20 protein-coding genes are annotated in these 16,722 nt (G+C 54.6%); 2 read left to right on the top strand and 18 right to left on the bottom strand.

The genetic code is table 11. The features are described 5' to 3' along the window. Positions 1-7: 7 nt before the first annotated feature. From fliP to fliF, 11 genes are all read right to left on the bottom strand, one after another. Positions 8-745, bottom strand: a complete 738-nt coding sequence (gene fliP, locus ACFK9X_RS14220) for a flagellar type III secretion system pore protein FliP (RefSeq protein WP_001253411.1) — start codon at positions 743-745, stop codon at positions 8-10. Next, positions 745-1,122 (bottom strand): flagellar biosynthetic protein FliO, encoded by a 378-nt coding sequence (fliO, locus tag ACFK9X_RS14215; protein ID WP_151116792.1) that lies wholly within the window; start codon positions 1,120-1,122, stop codon positions 745-747. The genes fliP and fliO overlap by 1 nt, the downstream gene beginning before the upstream one ends. After that, positions 1,122-1,535 carry a flagellar motor switch protein FliN gene (fliN, locus tag ACFK9X_RS14210; RefSeq protein ID WP_001282115.1) on the bottom strand — a complete coding sequence of 138 codons (414 nt, stop codon included), beginning with the start codon at positions 1,533-1,535 and terminating at the stop codon, positions 1,122-1,124. Before fliN ends, fliO begins: the two co-directional genes overlap by 1 nt. Beyond that, positions 1,532-2,536: a flagellar motor switch protein FliM gene (gene fliM / locus ACFK9X_RS14205; RefSeq protein ID WP_000502811.1), complete on the bottom strand. Its 1,005-nt coding sequence runs from the start codon at positions 2,534-2,536 to the stop codon at positions 1,532-1,534. The genes fliN and fliM overlap by 4 nt, the downstream gene beginning before the upstream one ends. A gap of 4 nt (positions 2,537-2,540) precedes the next feature. Next, the gene (gene fliL / locus ACFK9X_RS14200; RefSeq protein WP_000132169.1) at positions 2,541-3,008 is read right to left on the bottom strand and encodes a flagellar basal body-associated protein FliL; all 468 of its coding nucleotides are present in this window, start codon (positions 3,006-3,008) and stop codon (positions 2,541-2,543) included. A gap of 104 nt (positions 3,009-3,112) precedes the next feature. Next, on the bottom strand, positions 3,113-4,336 hold the full coding sequence (gene fliK / locus ACFK9X_RS14195) for a flagellar hook length control protein FliK (protein WP_151116790.1): 1,224 nt from the start codon (positions 4,334-4,336) through the stop codon (positions 3,113-3,115). Then, positions 4,333-4,776, bottom strand: coding sequence for a flagellar export protein FliJ (gene fliJ, locus ACFK9X_RS14190; RefSeq protein WP_000046981.1), 444 nt, complete (start codon positions 4,774-4,776; stop codon positions 4,333-4,335). The genes fliK and fliJ overlap by 4 nt, the downstream gene beginning before the upstream one ends. Before the next feature lie 21 nt (positions 4,777-4,797). Beyond that, positions 4,798-6,168, bottom strand: coding sequence for a flagellar protein export ATPase FliI (gene fliI / locus ACFK9X_RS14185; protein WP_000213257.1), 1,371 nt, complete (start codon positions 6,166-6,168; stop codon positions 4,798-4,800). After that, the gene (gene fliH, locus ACFK9X_RS14180; RefSeq protein ID WP_000064163.1) at positions 6,168-6,875 is read right to left on the bottom strand and encodes a flagellar assembly protein FliH; all 708 of its coding nucleotides are present in this window, start codon (positions 6,873-6,875) and stop codon (positions 6,168-6,170) included. The genes fliI and fliH overlap by 1 nt, the downstream gene beginning before the upstream one ends. Further along, positions 6,868-7,863, bottom strand: a complete 996-nt coding sequence (gene fliG, locus ACFK9X_RS14175) for a flagellar motor switch protein FliG (protein ID WP_000067735.1) — start codon at positions 7,861-7,863, stop codon at positions 6,868-6,870. Before fliG ends, fliH begins: the two co-directional genes overlap by 8 nt. Next, positions 7,856-9,538, bottom strand: coding sequence for a flagellar basal-body MS-ring/collar protein FliF (fliF, locus tag ACFK9X_RS14170; RefSeq protein WP_020839261.1), 1,683 nt, complete (start codon positions 9,536-9,538; stop codon positions 7,856-7,858). The genes fliG and fliF overlap by 8 nt, the downstream gene beginning before the upstream one ends. Positions 9,539-9,754: 216 nt before the next feature. Here fliF and fliE point away from each other — a divergent pair, with 216 nt between their 5' ends. Then, on the top strand, positions 9,755-10,069 hold the full coding sequence (gene fliE / locus ACFK9X_RS14165; protein WP_000719037.1) for a flagellar hook-basal body complex protein FliE: 315 nt from the start codon (positions 9,755-9,757) through the stop codon (positions 10,067-10,069). Positions 10,070-10,188: 119 nt separating this feature from the next. On the opposite strand, the gene ACFK9X_RS14160 is transcribed toward fliE, so the two are convergent. The 3 genes from ACFK9X_RS14160 to yedE all read right to left on the bottom strand — a co-directional run bounded on the left by ACFK9X_RS14160 (position 10,189) and on the right by yedE (position 12,275). Then, entirely contained in the window at positions 10,189-10,575 is a 387-nt protein-coding gene (locus ACFK9X_RS14160) for a hypothetical protein (protein ID WP_151117946.1), read from the bottom strand. A 264-nt stretch (positions 10,576-10,839) separates the two neighbouring features. Beyond that, positions 10,840-11,073: a sulfurtransferase-like selenium metabolism protein YedF gene (gene yedF / locus ACFK9X_RS14155; RefSeq protein ID WP_052975288.1), complete on the bottom strand. Its 234-nt coding sequence runs from the start codon at positions 11,071-11,073 to the stop codon at positions 10,840-10,842. Then, positions 11,070-12,275, bottom strand: a complete 1,206-nt coding sequence (yedE, locus tag ACFK9X_RS14150; protein WP_151116788.1) for a selenium metabolism membrane protein YedE/FdhT — start codon at positions 12,273-12,275, stop codon at positions 11,070-11,072. Before yedE ends, yedF begins: the two co-directional genes overlap by 4 nt. A 185-nt stretch (positions 12,276-12,460) precedes the next feature. Here yedE and yedD point away from each other — a divergent pair, with 185 nt between their 5' ends. Next, the gene (gene yedD / locus ACFK9X_RS14145; RefSeq protein WP_000754694.1) at positions 12,461-12,874 is read left to right on the top strand and encodes a lipoprotein YedD; all 414 of its coding nucleotides are present in this window, start codon (positions 12,461-12,463) and stop codon (positions 12,872-12,874) included. Between the two features lie 39 nt (positions 12,875-12,913). Here yedD and amyA read toward each other — a convergent pair whose 3' ends face one another. The 4 genes from amyA to fliD form a co-directional block, all read right to left on the bottom strand. Further along, positions 12,914-14,398, bottom strand: a complete 1,485-nt coding sequence (gene amyA / locus ACFK9X_RS14140) for an alpha-amylase (protein WP_151116786.1) — start codon at positions 14,396-14,398, stop codon at positions 12,914-12,916. 71 nt (positions 14,399-14,469) lie between these two features. Then, positions 14,470-14,838: a flagella biosynthesis regulatory protein FliT gene (gene fliT / locus ACFK9X_RS14135; RefSeq protein WP_000204899.1), complete on the bottom strand. Its 369-nt coding sequence runs from the start codon at positions 14,836-14,838 to the stop codon at positions 14,470-14,472. Continuing rightward, positions 14,838-15,245: a flagellar export chaperone FliS gene (gene fliS / locus ACFK9X_RS14130; protein ID WP_000287764.1), complete on the bottom strand. Its 408-nt coding sequence runs from the start codon at positions 15,243-15,245 to the stop codon at positions 14,838-14,840. Before fliS ends, fliT begins: the two co-directional genes overlap by 1 nt. Before the next feature lie 14 nt (positions 15,246-15,259). Continuing rightward, positions 15,260-16,663, bottom strand: coding sequence for a flagellar filament capping protein FliD (fliD, locus tag ACFK9X_RS14125; protein WP_151116784.1), 1,404 nt, complete (start codon positions 16,661-16,663; stop codon positions 15,260-15,262). Positions 16,664-16,722: the final 59 nt, after the last annotated feature.

Below are 16,722 nucleotides of genomic sequence, written 5' to 3'. Positions count from 1 at the left end.
TGCGCCTCTAACTGTAAAAGCTTTGGGCCAGCGACCCCACAAGCAATTGCCAACCATCGACCAGCACAAACAGCATCAGCTTAAACGGTAGGGCGATTGTCGCTGGCGGCACCATCATCATCCCTAACGCCATCAATACGCTGGCGATCACCAGGTCGATAATCAAAAAAGGGATGAAAATCGTAAAACCGATCTGAAACGCCGTCTTTAATTCGCTGGTGACATAAGCGGGCAGGAGGATACGCATCGGTACTGCTTCCGGTCCCTGTAACGGACCGCTATTGGCCAGACGGGCAAACAGCGCCAGATCGGCTTCGCGGGTTTGGCGCAGCATGAACGCGCGTAACGGTTGCGCGCCTTTATCCAGCGCTTCTTGCATAGAAATTTTCTGCTCGCTAAACGGCTGGTAAGCGTCCACGTAAATCTTGTCAATGACGGGCGACATAATAAAAAAGGTCAAAAACAACGCCAGCCCGAGTAACACCTGATTTGGCGGTGCCGAGGGCGTGCCCAGCGCGTTACGCAACAGGCCAAAAACAATGATGATACGCGTGAAGCTCGTCATCATCAGTAAAATCGCCGGCAGAAACGTCAGCGAGGTGATGAAAACCAGCGTCTGGACGGATAATGACCAGCTTTGGCCTCCGCCCGCTAATGGTTGGCTGATAAGCCCCGGCAGTTGCGCAGCAGCGGCGGGACTAAAAAGCCACAGACCCGCCAGAGAAAGGAATAACAAACGGCGCATCAGGATCTCCCGGAACGCTTGAGTAAGCTCTTCATCATGTTCTGGAAATCCGCCGGTGGGGCAACGGGTGCTTCCGTGTCATTCTCCGCGGGCGGCAGGGTGTGCAGCAGGTTGATCTGCGAGGCGGTCACGCCCAGTACCAGGTGCGCATTTTCGACCTCGACAATCACCACGCGTTCGCGCGGGCCAAGCGAGGCGCTGGCTGACACCTTCAGTCCCCGGACGCTATTTCCTTTTGGCGCGAATCCCATACGCTTAATCACCCAGGCCGCCGCCAGAATGAGCGCAATAATGCCAATTAATGCGCCGCTCACCTGCATGAGCGGCGATCCGGCTGGCGCGGTGGGCTGAGAAACCGTGGCTTCTGTCTTCATCATTAACGACTCAAACGACGCATACGCTCGGATGGCGTAATAATATCGGTGATACGTACGCCGTATTTATCCGCCACGACGACCACTTCACCCTGGGCAATCAGGTAGCCATTAATCAGGATATCCAGCGGCTCGCCCGCCAGCCCGTCCAGCGCGACGACCGACCCCTGCGTCAGACGCAGCAGTTCTTTAATGGTCATTCGCGTGCGGCCCAGCTCTACGGTCAGTTTGACCGGGATATCCATAATCAGATCGATATCCTGCATAGCACCGCTGACATCGCCGCCGCCAAGCTGTTGGAAAACCGCGTCGGCGGCGCTTTTAGTGGTGGTCGCTTTTTGCTCGTTTAACGCGTCAGCCCACAGATCATCCAATGCGCCAGTATTCTCATCGGACGGATTATTCATGTCACTCATTTGGGCTGTTCCTCATTCAGCGAATTCAAAATTGGGTTGATCAAATGTTCTACGCGTAGCGCATACTGTCCGTTTACGGTGCCATATTGGCTGGTGAGTACCGGAACGCCGTCCACATGAGCAATAATGCGGTCGGGTTTTTCAATCGGCAGTACATCGCCGGGTTTCAGCTTCAAAATCTGGGAAAGACGTAACGGAATATCGGCAAAATTGGCCACCAGCTCCAGTTCAGAGTGCTGAACCTGGCGTACCAGGTTATCACGCCAGTTCTGATCTTCATGGCGCGAGTTTTCCAGCGGCGGATTCACCAACAGCTCACGCAGCGGCTCGATCATGCTAAATGGCAGACAGATGTTAAATTCACCGGTCAGATTGCCGATCTCCACATGAAACGGCGTATTGACGACGATATCGTTCGGCGAGGTAGTGATATTGGTAAATTTCACCTGCATTTCGGAACGCACATACTCCACTTCCAGCGGATTAATGGCTTTCCATGCGTCGCTATAGCCTTCCAGCGCCAGTTTCAGCATACGGTTGATGACACGCTGTTCCGTATGGGTAAACTCGCGGCCCTCGACTTTGGTCGGAAAACGGCCGTCGCCGCCGAACAAGTTATCGACGGCAATAAACACCAGACTCGGCGAGAACACCACCAGCCCGGTGCCGCGTAGCGGCTTCAGGTGGATCAGGTTCAGGTTGGTCGGTACCGGCAGGTTACGCGCAAATTCGTGATACGGCTGAATACGTATGGCACCCACGGTAATATCCGGGCTGCGGCGCAGCAGGTTAAATAATCCCATCCGGAACTGGCGTGCGAAACGCTCGTTAATAATCTCCAGCGCCTGCAAGCGTTCACGCACGACGCGACGCTGGGTATTGGGATCGTAAGGGCGAATATCGCTATCGCTTGCGATACCGGGAGTGGGTTCGTCTTTGGTGTCGCTGTCGCCGTTCAACAGCGCATCGATTTCAGCCTGAGAAAGAATACTATCGCCCATATCGTTACCGCAGAATAAAAGCTGTATAAAGCACGTCAGTGACGACCTGTTTTGGTTGTCCGGCAACGAGCGGCGCGGCCAGTGTCTCTTTAATGGCGGCAATCAGTTTTTGTTTGCCAGCTTCTGTTGAGAGCTCGGCGGCATTCTGACGGGAAAACAACAACAGCAGACGGCTGCGCACTTCCGGCAGATATTCATTTAATCGCGCGCGCGTCGCTTCGTCTTTCAGACGCAGGGTCACGCCGATATACAACACGCGATCCGCATCGCCCAGATTGACGGTAAACGTATCCAGCGCAAAAAATACCGGCGCGGGCGGCGGAGCCGGTTCCGCTTTAGCGTTCGTGGTCGGTTGCTGCTGCATACGCCAGTAGCTATAACCGGCGGTCGCGCAGGCGGCGAGGGTAATCAACACCAGCAAAGGTATCCAAATCGAGCGTTTGCTCTTTTTGTTAATCGCGGAGTCAGTCATCTGATACGGGCTTCCTGTTTCGGTACTGCTTATTGGCTGATTATCCCGTGTCCTGTCCACGACAAAGCGTGGAAAAGACGCGGATAATCATGCTACCTCTGGCGTTAGGCGAAGATATCCACTGCGCCATTGCCGCGCGCGGCGGCCTGAAGCGAGGCCGGCGCCGCTAACGCTATGTCATCTTCAGCGCCAAACGCGTCCGTGTGTTGGGCGCGGGAAGACTGTTGTTGCGATGAAGACTGCTGCTGTCCGGCAAAGCTTTCGCTACTGATGCTGCTTTGTCCCAACTGAATGCCGCTTTCCGCCAACTGAGTGCGCAACATGGGCAGGGCGGCTTCCAGCGCGGCGCGGACATGGCTGTGCGGCGATACCATCTGGAGCTGCGCCTGATTGTCATCCAGCTTGAGCGAAATATGCACCTGACCTAACTCTTCCGGATGCAATCGAAGCTGCGCGCTTTGCTGTCCCTGACGCGTAAATAACATGACCTGCTGACTGAACGTTTGCTGCCATTCATGGCTGCCTAACGGCGCGCTGAGTACCGGGGCTGAGGCGACAGGTAGCGGTTGCGGTTGCGCCGTGGCGCTGCTGAGCGTCGGCATTGCCGCGCCATGCGTTACTGGCGCGGGCGGGCTATCCACCTCCACTTTCGCGCTGGTCGCGGCGGCAGCAACCACCAGCGGCGTCAGTGCTGGACCCGTGGCGCGATCGTCGCTGGCGCGCGCAAGCGACGCCTCGGTTTTCCCTTTTTCATGCTCGCTAAAAGAGAGCGTATGTGTCTCTTCCTGCGGCGCCGATGGCATGTCGCCGCGCAACAGTGACGGCAAGGCGATGTGATTTTCATCCGGCGTCTCTCCGGCGACAGGCGTCGCGACAGGTTGTCCGGGCAGCATGGCGAATAAGGCGCTCAGACTGGCAAGATCCTCATCGCTCAGCGCGGGCGTTTTCTCATCATGCTGCGCCGTTTTACTCAATGCGGCCAGAGCGCTGGTTTTCAACGATGGCGTTAGCGTAGACAGTAGATGCTGCGCTTGTGTCAGATCGGTAAGCGTTTCATCCGTCGCATTCGCTTTTTGCGCCAGCAGGTCGGCAAGCTTCACCGCCTGGCCCGGCTCGCCATGTTGGGTCAGTAGCTCTTTCGATAACTTGCCGCCTGCCGCCTGTAAATCGGCCAGCGTGATGCGGGCGTCTTTGCCCTGTGCGCCGTCTGCGCCTAACGCGCCCGCCAGGAGCGCCAGAAAGTCCTCGGCTGAACCGGTGGTTTTTCCTGACGTCAGACCCGCGGTCATGTCGGTATCGGTGGTGATCAGTTGGGGCAGGGTGATCATTCGGGTTTCCTCATTGCTGCACGCTGAGCAAATTCATCCATCTTTTTCTGATCCATGCGGTTTTCAGCTAACAGCGCTGCCGCGGTTTGTCGGTCCTGTAAGGTTTGCCAGGCCTGAAGTCGCTGCTTTTTCTCACGCCAGCTCTTCAGCGCCAGGTCGACTTTTTGCGTCCACTGCGTAAGCTGGAGGCGATGCTGCTCTATCGCCTTTTCCAGTGTCTGAATAAACTGCTGATAGTTGATCCAGCGATTACTGGCGATGCCGTTGCCCATATCGGTGTTCAAATTACTGCGATACTCATTCTGATAATCGATCAGCATTTTGAGCTGTTCTTCCGCCTGTTGGCAGCCGCGACGCATTTCGCCCAGTAAACGCGCCGCGTCATCTACCTCTTTTTCGGCCAGATCTTTGAGTGTTTCCAGAGCGCCATGTTGTGCCATGATCGTCGCCCTCCTGCTTTATCACACCGTCGGGAAAATTAAATCGAGCGCCTGCAGAGAGTCCTCCCAGTCGGCCCGTTCAAAAATGCCTTGCTGTAAAAACGCTTCCAGTTGCGGCCATAAGGTAATGGCTTTATCAAGCATTGGATCGCTACCTTTGGCATAAGCGCCGACGCTGACCAGATCGCGGTTACGCTGGAAACTGGAAAGCAACTGTTTAAATAGCCGTACCCGCGCATAGTGCTGCTCGGTAATGAGCGCGGTCATCGCCCGGCTGATTGACGCCTCGATATCAATGGCCGGATAGTGCCCGGCCTCCGCCAGACGGCGGGACAAGACAATGTGCCCGTCGAGGATTGCGCGTGCCGAGTCGGCAATGGGATCTTGTTGGTCGTCCCCCTCGGTCAACACGGTATAAAACGCGGTGATAGAGCCGCCGCCATGGATGCCATTACCGGCACGCTCGACCAGCGCCGGCAGCTTTGCGAACACCGAGGGCGGATAACCTTTGGTGGCTGGCGGTTCGCCGATTGCCAGCGCAATTTCACGCTGCGCCATCGCATAGCGCGTCAGCGAATCCATAATCAGCAACACATGCTGTCCGCGATCGCGAAAGTCTTCGGCGATGCGGGTGGCATAGGCGGCGCCCTGCATTCGCAGCAGCGGCGAAACATCCGCCGGGGCGGCAATCACCACCGAACGCGCGCGACCGTCGGGGCCGAGAATATTTTCGATAAAATCTTTAACTTCGCGGCCACGTTCGCCGATAAGTCCCACGACAATCACGTCCGCCCGCGTGTAGCGCGCCATCATGCCAAGCAGAACCGATTTACCAACGCCGGAACCGGCAAAGAGTCCCATACGCTGACCGCGCCCTACGGTTAACAACGCGTTGATAGCGCGTACGCCGGTATCCAGCACATGTTCGATTGGCGTTCGCTGTAGCGGGTTAAACGGCGGCGTGATTAACGCGCCGGTTTCCAGCGTATCCGGCGCAGGCAGTCCGTCGAGCGGTTTACCGCCGCCATCCAGCACCCGACCAAGCAGGGCCGGGCCGAGCGGTAGCTGTTTGCCGCTTTGCAGACCGTCGCCATGTCCGTTACGGGCGTAAACGCGGGCACCGGGCAGAATGCCTTCGACCTCTTCCAGCGGCATTAAAAACAGACGCTGGCCGTTAAAACCGACGACTTCCGATTCCACCTCTTTGGTTTCAGGGCCGTCCTGGCGCTCAATAATGCAGGTGGCGCCCAGCGGAAGCTGGAGACCGGTGGCCTCCAGTACCAGGCCAGTGGCGCGGGTTAAACGTCCATAACGACGCACCGCCGGCAATAACGCCATTTTGGCTTCAAAGTTGTCGAGCGCGGTAAGCCAGCGGGTCAGGCGCGTGGTCATCAGAGCACTCCCGGCGCCGCCAGGCGACACAACTCTTGCCAGCGAGTAGCGACGCTGGCGTCCAGATCGCCCTCATCGGCAGAGACTTTACACCCGCCGTGATGCAACGTTGGATCGCCGCGTAACCGCCATCCGTGAAGACTGAGCGTGGCGCCCAGCATCTCTTCCACCCGCTGTAAGTCGTCCGGATGCACGCGCAACTGCGGCTTGCCGCTAAAGAGCGGCTCTTGCTGCAACAGTTGTTGGATCTGTTTAATCAGCGCCGAGTTGTCCACCGCCGGCGTTTGGCCGATGACCTGACGTGCGGCCTCCAGGGCCATTTGCATCAGCCGTGAGGCGATAACGCTATCGAGCGCGTCAAGCGTGTTCTGAAACTCGCTCACTAACTGCTGCATACGGGCATGAATCGGCGCCTGCTGCGTCTGCGCCTGGGCTTGTCCTTGCTCCAGCCCCTGCGCTAACCCTTCCTGGTATCCCTGCGCGTGTCCTTTTTGCCGTCCCTCCGCCAGCCCGGCGTTATAACCTTGTTCATGGGCCTGTATTTTTAGCTGCGCCAGCTCCTGCTCCAGCTGCTGTTCGGCAGTGAGTTCGGGCTCCGGCGTATCTTCTGTCAAGGTCACGTTATCAGCCTCAACCGGCACAAACGTTTCTGGCGGCGGGGCGAGATCGTCGGGGGTCCAGACTTGCCACGGCAATTCATTAGACATAGGTATCCTCGCCGCTGCCAATCACCATTTCGCCGGTTTCCGCCAGACGACGCACAATAAGCAGAATCGCTTTCTGCTCGTTTTCCACCTGAGACAGACGAACCGGGCCACGGTTGGCAAGGTCGTCGCGCAGGATATCGGCGGCGCGCTGGGACATATTGCGCAGGAACTTCTCGCGTAATGGCGGTTCGGCGCCTTTCAGAGCGATCAGCAGCGATTCGGAATCCACTTCCTGCAACAGACGCTGGATACTGCGATCGTCCACATCCACCAGATTTTCGAACAGGAACATCTCGTCGATGATTTTCTGCGCCAGTTCGCCGTCGAATTCGCGCACAGCGGTAATAACCGCTTCTTCCTGCTGCGTTTTCATCAGGTTGATAATTTCCGCCGCGGTTCTTACGCCGCCCATTTTACTGCGTTTCAGGTTCTGACCGTCGAGCAGGCCATTCAGCACTTCGGTCAATTCCGCCAGCGCCGCCGGCTGTACGCCGCCAAATGTCGCGATACGCAGCATCACATCATGACGCAGTCGTTCGTCAAACAGCGCCAGAATATCGGCGGCCTGACTGCGTTTAAGGTGGACCAGAATGGTGGCGATAATCTGCGGGTGTTCGTCGCGAATCAGGTCGGCGGCGCTCTGCGGTTCCATAAAGTTGAGCGTTTCGATACCGCTGGTGGTATCGCGCGTTTCCAGAATATCTTCCAGCAGGCTGGAGGCGCGTTCTTCGCCCAGCGCTTTAACCAGTACGGAGCGCAGGTATTCGTTGGCGTTGATATTCAGCGCGGCGAACTGCTCCGCTTCTTGCTCAAACTCTGATAGTACGTCCGTCAGTTGTTTGTTGGAGATCTGACGCACGTTAGCCATCGCCGTACTTAGCGCCTGCACTTCGCGGGTGGAGAGGTGTTTAAACACCTCTGCCGCCCGGTCTTCGCCAATGGTCATCAACAAAATGACGCTTTTATCGGTACCGCTAAGATTACTCATGATCGTTACTCATCCACTGGCGAATGACCAGCGCCACCACGCGCGGATCGTTGTCTGACATTTCGCGAATACGCTGGCTCATCACCTCGGCGCCCAGACGCTGGTTAGCTCGGCGTTGCTGGAGCTGCTCGTCTTTGCTAAGGCGTACTTCCACGGCTTCTTCGGTTTCCTGGCGAACCTGTGCCTGTTCCTGCGCCGCTTTCGCTTCTTCAACGCGGCGCGTCAACTGCGGACGTACCGCTTTGCGCCACAGAATCCAGGCCACCACCAGCACCAGTAACCAGCGACCTGCCGCGAGCAACTGATCGATAAAGGACTGCTGTTGCCAGAAGGGCAGTTCGCCGCCGGTGTTATCCACTGCGCTAAACGGTGAATTCACCACGTTTAGCGTATCGCCGCGTTTATCAGAAAAACCCATCGCTTCACGGGTTAAATCCTCGATCTGTTTCATCTGATCGGCGGTCAATGGCAGCGGTTTGCCATCCGCCAGCGTTTTGTAATTCACCACGACGGCCACGGAGAGGCGCTCAATATCGCCCACATTCATTTTGGTGTGACGAATGGTGCGGTCCACTTCGTAGTTACTGGTTTCATTACGCTGTGTACTGCGCGGGCCAGCGTTGTTACTGTTGTTACTGGTGCTGGTTTGTGGCGTATTCTGCGCGTTTTGTTGATTGGTCGGCGGCGTGGCGATCGGCGCCTCGTTAGGCGGCGCTGGTTGGTTCGACAGCGCGCCAGGCACGCCGCCGGGATAGCCCGCGCCTACCTGTTCGCTAATATTCAACTGACGTGAACGCAGAGTGGCCTTCGACGCATCGCCGTTCGGGCTGTAGTGCTCTTCCGTCTGTTCTTTATTGGCAAAATCCAACTGGGCGGTTACCTGAGCGTGAACATTACCGTTCCCGACGATAGGCGACAGAATGGCTTCGATACGGCGTTGGATGCGGCTTTCCACATCATTAGCAAATTTTAATTGCGCGTCATTAAGGTCGCGACCGCTGGTATTGGATTGCGTGAGCAGATGACCGGATTGATCGACCAGAGTGACGTTTCCTGGCGGCAAACCGGCGACAGCGCTGGAAACCAGATGTACCACGGCGCTAATTTGTCCTTCATCCAGCGCCCGGCCCGGTTCCAGTGTGACGGTGACGGAGGCGGAAGGGGATTTTTGTTCCCGCACAAATAGCGACGGCTTTGGCATCGCCAGGTGAACGCGGGCGCTTTTTACCGGACCCAGCGTCTCGATCGTCCGGGCCAGTTCACCTTCCAGCGCGCGCTGATAATTCACCTGCTCGCTGAACTGGCTGATACCGAATTTTTCCTGATCAAGCAGTTCAAAGCCTACCGCGCCGCCTTTAGGCAGCCCCTGCTGCGCCAGACGCAGACGCAGTTCATGCACTTTGTCGGCGGGCACTTCAATCGCGCCGCTGCCATTGGCAAAGCGATAGGGGATATTCATCTGGGTCAACTGCGCGACGATCGCGCCGCCGTCCTGATCGGAAAGGTTGCTAAATAGCGTGCGGTAATCGGGCGTTTTGGCCCACAGCACCATCGCAACGACGATCGCCACGGCGGCGGAACCCGCCACAATTAACGGAATTCGGGGATTCGCGCGTAGGCGATTAAGCCACTCGAGAGGTTTAGGTTGGGTTGCAGTCGATGCAGTCGCACTCATCTCGCACCTCGTGACTGATCGTGGACGGCGTTTTTTGCAAAGTGGAACAAGACTCACTCCCGGGTCAGCAAACTCGAAAAATTGACGGTCTCATTATTTGTGGTTTCGAATTTTTCTATGCGCTAAAAACCGAGGTTTTTTATCGTTATTTAACGCCTTTATCTTATTGACAAACTGGTAATCTCTGCTGCGTAAAAAATCATCCAGGGGAATAGCATGGCAGCAATACAGGGGATTGAAGGGGTTATTAGCCAGTTACAGGCGACGGCGATGGCCGCGCGCGGGCAAGACACGCACTCGCAGTCGACGGTGAGTTTTGCCGGCCAGCTACATGCTGCGCTGGATCGTATTAGCGACAGACAGACGGCGGCGCGCGTTCAGGCGGAAAAATTCACTCTGGGTGAGCCGGGCATTGCGCTTAATGACGTGATGGCCGATATGCAAAAAGCGTCCGTCTCCATGCAAATGGGGATTCAGGTGCGCAACAAGCTGGTCGCCGCGTATCAGGAAGTGATGTCTATGCAGGTTTAAGCCAGGGCTGACAACACATCCACAGCGAACTCCCGGGCGCTTACCTACGTCAGCGACGGGGACGCGACGCCCATGCAACCAGTGCGTGATTATGTGGGCTTGTTTTTTGCGAGGCGCGCTCATTTTATTGATAAGCGGGTTGCACATTGTTGCAGGGACTTATTAAAAATAGGGTACGCCTGTTTACTGACGCCATTCATTCCTACTATTCGTTCTGACGCTATTGTCATTGAGTTTGCAATCCAGAATGTTCCTGCAATATATGCGCCGTTGCGATAATACACGGTAAATTCTTTATTAATGCCTGGAATATCTGTTTCATGGAGATCCAGTATATACCCATACGGGGACAGATTATCAGCGAGACAGCGGGCAATGGCGCTCGGATGTGCATTGGCCACTGTGACGGGTGAATAACGGGCAGCGGCAAGACAGACGACTCCAATAATGGAGATGAAAATAATTTTTATCATTTTTTTGGCTTCTGCTGTGCATAAATAAATCATCACCTGATGATGTCAGTGAGTAAAAATATAAATACCTGATAGTCTTTTATGGCGTAGACGGAAAATAATAATTGTTTTATGTTTTGATTAAAATAACCCTGGATTTTTCATCGGCTCAGACAAAATTAAAACGGTATACGTTATATAATAGATTTATGCCACGGCGCACAAGACGACCTTGTCTGATTTCTTTTATGCGTTGTAGATTTTTGCCGGTTATGCCGTAAAAGGTCTCCCGCCGTAACGTACAGCGGGAGTATGCGCTTATTTTTGAATCAGATAACGAATTGTCGGGCCATCCTGTTGGATATCCAGCACCGTATAACCGTGATTGAGCGCATCCAGTGGAATATTATTAATGGACTGCGGACAGTCGCTCACCACTTCCAGGATCTCCCCTTTTTTTAGCTGCGGCATCGCTTCCAGAGTGGCGACCGCCGGGTACGGGCAAGGTTCGCCAACCATATCCAGACGGTAATCAGGGACGATATTTTTCATACAGATTCCTTAGCAGGCGTCAGCCCCGCACGGCGGAAAAAACGTTTTTCCCAGCCGATAATTAACATCAGCGCGGCAAATAATAACAGGTAGGTGACCAGCAGACCCCCCAGCGGACCAAAGGTATTCAGCAGGTTAACTTTATCCCAACTGGTCGCCAGCGCGGGCGCGAAATCATCCCAGTAGTAAGCCAGGATGGTTGAACCGATGACATTGCCGAGGCCCACCCACCAATAATGCACCTGGCCTTCTACGGCGCGGTACATCCAGCCGGTTTCGCAGCCGCCCGCCAGCACGATGCCAAAACCGAACAGCAGTCCGCCAATGACCGCATTCGGGCCAGCCCACATAATTTTAGGTGCAACGCCCAACTGCACGTAGCTGAAAATACCAATGGCGCTGACCGCCATGCCGAAAATAATCGCTTTCGCCATATGGGCGCGTCCGGAGATCCACAGGTCGCGAAAGGCCGAAGTAAAGCAGATTTGCGCGCGCTCGATCAGCAGCCCAAACCCGACGCCGAACAGCATCGCCAGCCCCAGTTTCGGCTGATGCATTGCCGTTAATAACGCCCAGCCAATCATGCCGATAAAGACCAGCATACCGAGCCTGAAACGCCGTCTTGCCTGATCCGGTTTCTGCGTCAGTGGCGAAGCCGCGGAGACCTTTTGCATTTTCACCGGTATGCGAAATATCGGCAGCAACGTAAAGCGGGCGCCGAACCAGGAGCCGATAGCGGTCGCCAGCGCAAAGAACCACGAATGTAGGGAGAACTGCGGGATTCCGGTAAAAAAGGCGGCCAGGTTACACCCCATCGCCAGACGCGCGCCGAAGCCAGCGATCATGCCTCCGACCACCGCCTGTACGATACGGATTCGGCTGCGCGGCATACGCAGTTTTACGTTGTTGGCCCACAGCGCCGCGGCGAAACAGCCGCCGAACATGCCGAGGATCATCATGCCGTCGATACGCGTCAGCGGCGTACCTTCCAGATGAATCAGCTTGTAGTAGCCCCACTGTTCGGCATGAACGCCAAAAAGCTGCAAAATTTGCCCGCCCCAGCGGGTAAATTCGCCCGTCACGGCCCAGAACGTGCCGGTGATGCCAAAATAATAGGTAGAGAGAATACCGGCTGCGATCACCGCAGGGGCCGGCGCCCAGAATTTAATTAACCAGGTTTGCTTGAAGTGTTGCCATGACATGTGTTTAGCCTCTGAACTCAGAAGGTGTGAAACAAGAAGTGCGCATACTACACCGATCACAGAATTTGCCTACACCTAATAAGCGGTAATACCGACTGGATCAAATTGCGGCCAGCGCCTGGAAAGGCTGGCGGCGTCAGGGCTTTAATGCCACAATTCCTCTTTCTTCTGATGCAGGATGAATGATGAAAAAAGTAGCGATCGTTGGCGCATTGCTGGTTCTGGCCGGATGCGCCGAGGTGGAAAACTATAATGATGTGGTGAAAACGCCCGCGCCGGCCGGTCTGGAAGGGTACTGGCAGTCAAAAGGCCCGCAACGTAAGCTGGTGAGCCCTGAAGCTATCGCCAGCCTGGTGGTGACTAAAGAAGGCGATACGCTGGACTGCCGCCAGTGGCAGCGCGTTATTGCTCTGCCGGGCAAGCTGACCATGCTCTCCGATGACTTAACCAATGTTACGGTTAAGCGTGAGCTCTATGAGATTGAGCGCGACGGGAATACCCTGGAATATGATGGCATGACGCTGCAACGGGTCGCTCGTCCGACGCCGGAGTGCGCCGCCGCGTTAGAAAAAACGCCGCTGCCGACGCCGCTGCCGTAATTTCGCTTCCCGGCAGCGCTCTGCCGCCGGGAACGCTCATCATACGTCCTCAATGACCCACACGCTGACGCTGCCTGCGTTGCAGAAGAACGTCGCTTCGCCTTGATCATTAGTTACAACATGCTCACTGCGGTTTCCCAGAAAATCACGCCAGGTCTTGTTAGCGTAATTGTCGCCGAGCAGGAGGGTTTTTTCACCGTCGTCGCCATTGGAAAGTACAACCACACAGCCTGGATTCTCTTCAGTACCGCTGCGACTAAAGGCGATACAGTTAGGATGATCGAAAAAGAGTGTTTGTATACCGTGCGCAAAACGCTGACGAGCGAGGATCAGCCGATCCAGTTGGTTAATCACCGGCATGTCGACCCGACAGGTCTCGCCATTTTCGCCGCTATCTTCATAGCTGGCGCCGTATAAATCGGGATAAAACACTGACGGTACGCCGTTTTCACGAAGCAGGATCAGCGCATAGGCCAATGGTTTGAACCAGGGTTCTACCGGCGCTTCCAGCGCCTGTAACGGTTGTGTATCGTGGTTAGCGACCAGCGTCACCGCATGAAAAGGGTCGGCTTCTACCAGAGTGCCGGTGAATATGTGGCGCATGTCATACTCCGCGCCCTGGCGCGAGGCCTCGTGAAATTTCATCTGCAACGGCGCGTCGAACAGCATGGTTTTCCCGTCGACCTGTTCGATGTACGTTTGCAGTTTATCCACTTCATGCGACCAGTATTCTGCGACAATAAACAGCTGTTTTGGTGCAACCGCCTGTACATGCTCAATCCATTCTTTATAAAACCAGGCGGGTATATGTTTTACCGCGTCCAGGCGAAAGCCGTCACAGTGGGTTTGTTCCATGACCCAACGAGCCCAATATTTAATCTCTTCCGTAACCGCGTGATTGCGAAAATCGATATTTTCACCCATCAGATAGTCGAAATTACCCAGCTCATCATCAACCTGATCGTTCCAGCCATCGCCGGTATAGTCATTGACGATCTTAAAAATGCCGTCTTCGTCGGGATTCTCGATGTGATCAATGCCGCTGAAACAGTGATAGTCCCAAATAAAGTTGGAATACTGGCCCGCGCGGGCAGGGAAGGTGTAGCGCGTCCAGCCTTCGCATTCAATGATGTTGTCATCGATTTGCGTGCGGTCATCCTGATTCACGCGCTGAGCGCGAATACGTTCTTTTTCGTCTGCGCCCATTTTGTGGTTCACGACGACGTCGAGCAGCACCGCAATATTATTTTTTTTGAGCGCGTCTATCGCCGTCAGTAACTGGCGTTTATCGCCGTACTTTGTCGCGATAGTTCCTTTTTGGTCAAATTCGCCGAGGTCAAACAGGTCGTAGGTATCATAGCCTACGGAATATCCGCCGGAGGCGCCTTTACAGGCGGGCGGTAGCCAGACCATATTGATACCGATATCATTCAGCCCATCAGCACGTTCCGCCAGCTCAGACCAGAGTTTACCGCCGTCGGGATAATACCAGTGGAAGTACTGCAATAACGTGGGGTTTTTCATCTTCCGTGCTCCAGAAGTCGTTTAGCCGACCTCTGGAGTATGGAAGAATTTTCATACGAGACGGGAAAATATTATGAGGCGCCAGGCGCGTCTGGCACGAGTAACATACCGGAGAGACGGCCATAAGCGTTGTTGAGTGATTTTTGGCGGGTGGATTGTCCGATCAAACTACTCAGTTCATCCAGTCGCTGTTGCAGCAGCCCTTTCAGGAGCTGCTCATTATCCAGCGTTTGTTTGATGTATCCGGCGACCATATCCTGAATACTTCGCGTAATGCCCGGTGGAGTTTGCTTTTCCATCACCGTTTCAATACTTTGCAGATAGGAGACCTCTTGTTGCAGTAAGAGATCCCATTCACCTCGCTGCGCAAGTTCAAGCAGCGATTGACTGAGCAGCGCAATACGCTGCCAACGGTTGATAAACTCCACGGTTGAGGTCATTAACGAGACTCCTGGAAAGATGCTTTCGGTGAAATCTGTTTCCAGGCTTCTGCAATATTGCTGAGTAACCCTTCCACTTCTTCGATGGCCTGAGCGTCGTTACGCAAATTAGCCTGCAGTAAACGGCGAATCATATAGTCGTATAGCTCGGAAAGATTCGTCGCAATCTCACCGCCTTTTTCCTGATCGAGGCCGGCTTTCAGCCCGTTATCGATAATATTGATGGCTTTGCTTAACGCTTCGCCTTTCGCGACAACATCGCCTTGTTCTAAAAACAGGCGAGCGCGCACCAGAGCGCTATTCGCGCCATCAAACAACATTTCAATCAACTGATGCGGGCTGGCGCTCATCACGGCGCTTTCCACGCTGACTTGCGCATAAGCTTTGATACCGCTCGCGGTGTACATGGTGACCTCTGTTATCAGGACTTGTTCATAGCTGTAAATTGCTGGGTCAAATAACTACTGGTGTTATTCAGCTTACTCATCATGGTATCCAGTTGGGTAAACTGGGCCTTGTAACGGGCAACGGTTTCATCGATGCTGTTGCTAACGGACAGGTACTGTTTCGTCAGGCTTTTCAGCGTGGCGTTAACGTTGTCCTGCGCATTATCAATAATGCCGTCATCCGCCAGATAACTTTTCACTTCGGTGGCAATTTTGGTGGTGATCCCCGTTTCTTTACCATCGCCCACCAGCAGCTCACGCGCTGCGGCTGTGTTATCTTTCAGTACTTTGGTCAGCTTATCATCATCAATCTTCAGTTTGCCGGAAGTCCCATCCTGGGTGATGCCAATTTCCGCCATTGTTTTGAACGCAGAATTACTGCCGCTATTGGCAAATTGTGCCCGAATCCCGGTCTGGATAGTACGAACCACACTATCGCCTAACAGAGCGCCGTTTTTATCGCTGGCTTCTTCGCCCGGCTCAACGGCGGTATATTTAGTTAATGAGCTAAAAGTATCCACCAGCGAGTTATAGGCATCCACCCAGGATTTAATCGCCTCTTTCGCCTTGGTATCATCTTTCGTTACCGTCACGGTCGCGTCGGTCACTTTCTTCGTCAGGGTGAGTGTAATTCCCTGAGGGGCGTCGGTTACGGTATTGCTTTGACGCTCAATGTCGATGCCGTTTACGTTCAGCTTCGCGTTTTCTGCTTTCACCAGCTCTTGCATATTGCCGGTATTGGTGGTGCTGTCATAAGCGAGTAGATCGTTAAGTTTTGTATCGCCTTCCACCGTGATCTTCATCGTATTGTCGGTACCGCTATTGGCAGTAAGCACCAACTGGAATTCGTTCTCTTTGACCTTAACGATGCTGGCGGCGATACCGCTGTCGGCGTCATTAATGGCGTCACGGATCGCCTCCATGGAGGTGTCGCCTTTATCCAGCTTAATTTCCAGCGGCTCTTTACGCCCCGGCTGTTCAATTTTAATTGTCCGGGACGTGACCGACGTATCGCCCAACTGCTCTTTGGTGGTCGCGAAGGTGGTTTTTGTCGCCAGCGACTGTGCGGCGGCAAGCTGGGTTACGTTAATCTTATAAGTCCCTGCGGCAGCGCCTGCGGTAGTACTGACTTTGAGGTCCTCTGTCGTGCTGGACGCCACGGTAGACTTAAATAAATCCGCTTTATTTAACGCGGTATTTGCCGTCTGGAATTTTTCTAATGCGCTTTTCAATGTGCCATAGGCGGTTAGCTTTGCCGAATTCGCGCTCTGCTGTTTGGTAATTGGCGTTAAGCCTCCTTTTTCGTTCTTTGTCAGGTCTGTCAACAACTGGTCTAACGGTAAGTTTGATCCCACACCTAATGATGAAATTGAAGCCATGCCTTCTTCCTTTTTGATTGCAAACAGTAGTTAAGCGCGTTATCGGCAATCTGGAGGCA

Origin of the sequence: Salmonella sp. WC3 (assembly GCF_042932255.1) — a bacterium.
Taxonomy (GTDB): domain Bacteria; phylum Pseudomonadota; class Gammaproteobacteria; order Enterobacterales; family Enterobacteriaceae; genus Salmonella; species Salmonella enterica.
Note: the sequence above shows the minus strand (reverse complement) of the source record. Positions and strands in the feature narration are given on the sequence as shown.

Excerpts from the sequence above, each read along its gene's own strand:
- fliP (WP_001253411.1), bottom strand. The coding sequence starts at position 745 with ATGCGCCGTTTGTTATTCCTTTCTCTGGCGGGTCTGTGGCTTTTTAGT.
- fliO (WP_151116792.1), bottom strand. The coding sequence starts at position 1,122 with ATGATGAAGACAGAAGCCACGGTTTCTCAGCCCACCGCGCCAGCCGGA.
- fliN (WP_001282115.1), bottom strand. The coding sequence starts at position 1,535 with ATGAGTGACATGAATAATCCGTCCGATGAGAATACTGGCGCATTGGAT.
- fliM (WP_000502811.1), bottom strand. The coding sequence starts at position 2,536 with ATGGGCGATAGTATTCTTTCTCAGGCTGAAATCGATGCGCTGTTGAAC.
- fliL (WP_000132169.1), bottom strand. The coding sequence starts at position 3,008 with ATGACTGACTCCGCGATTAACAAAAAGAGCAAACGCTCGATTTGGATA.
- fliK (WP_151116790.1), bottom strand. The coding sequence starts at position 4,336 with ATGATCACCCTGCCCCAACTGATCACCACCGATACCGACATGACCGCG.
- fliJ (WP_000046981.1), bottom strand. The coding sequence starts at position 4,776 with ATGGCACAACATGGCGCTCTGGAAACACTCAAAGATCTGGCCGAAAAA.
- fliI (WP_000213257.1), bottom strand. The coding sequence starts at position 6,168 with ATGACCACGCGCCTGACCCGCTGGCTTACCGCGCTCGACAACTTTGAA.
- fliH (WP_000064163.1), bottom strand. The coding sequence starts at position 6,875 with ATGTCTAATGAATTGCCGTGGCAAGTCTGGACCCCCGACGATCTCGCC.
- fliG (WP_000067735.1), bottom strand. The coding sequence starts at position 7,863 with ATGAGTAATCTTAGCGGTACCGATAAAAGCGTCATTTTGTTGATGACC.
- fliF (WP_020839261.1), bottom strand. The coding sequence starts at position 9,538 with ATGAGTGCGACTGCATCGACTGCAACCCAACCTAAACCTCTCGAGTGG.
- fliE (WP_000719037.1), top strand. The coding sequence starts at position 9,755 with ATGGCAGCAATACAGGGGATTGAAGGGGTTATTAGCCAGTTACAGGCG.
- ACFK9X_RS14160 (WP_151117946.1), bottom strand. The coding sequence starts at position 10,575 with ATGATTTATTTATGCACAGCAGAAGCCAAAAAAATGATAAAAATTATT.
- yedF (WP_052975288.1), bottom strand. The coding sequence starts at position 11,073 with ATGAAAAATATCGTCCCTGATTACCGTCTGGATATGGTTGGCGAACCT.
- yedE (WP_151116788.1), bottom strand. The coding sequence starts at position 12,275 with ATGTCATGGCAACACTTCAAGCAAACCTGGTTAATTAAATTCTGGGCG.
- yedD (WP_000754694.1), top strand. The coding sequence starts at position 12,461 with ATGAAAAAAGTAGCGATCGTTGGCGCATTGCTGGTTCTGGCCGGATGC.
- amyA (WP_151116786.1), bottom strand. The coding sequence starts at position 14,398 with ATGAAAAACCCCACGTTATTGCAGTACTTCCACTGGTATTATCCCGAC.
- fliT (WP_000204899.1), bottom strand. The coding sequence starts at position 14,838 with ATGACCTCAACCGTGGAGTTTATCAACCGTTGGCAGCGTATTGCGCTG.
- fliS (WP_000287764.1), bottom strand. The coding sequence starts at position 15,245 with ATGTACACCGCGAGCGGTATCAAAGCTTATGCGCAAGTCAGCGTGGAA.
- fliD (WP_151116784.1), bottom strand. The coding sequence starts at position 16,663 with ATGGCTTCAATTTCATCATTAGGTGTGGGATCAAACTTACCGTTAGAC.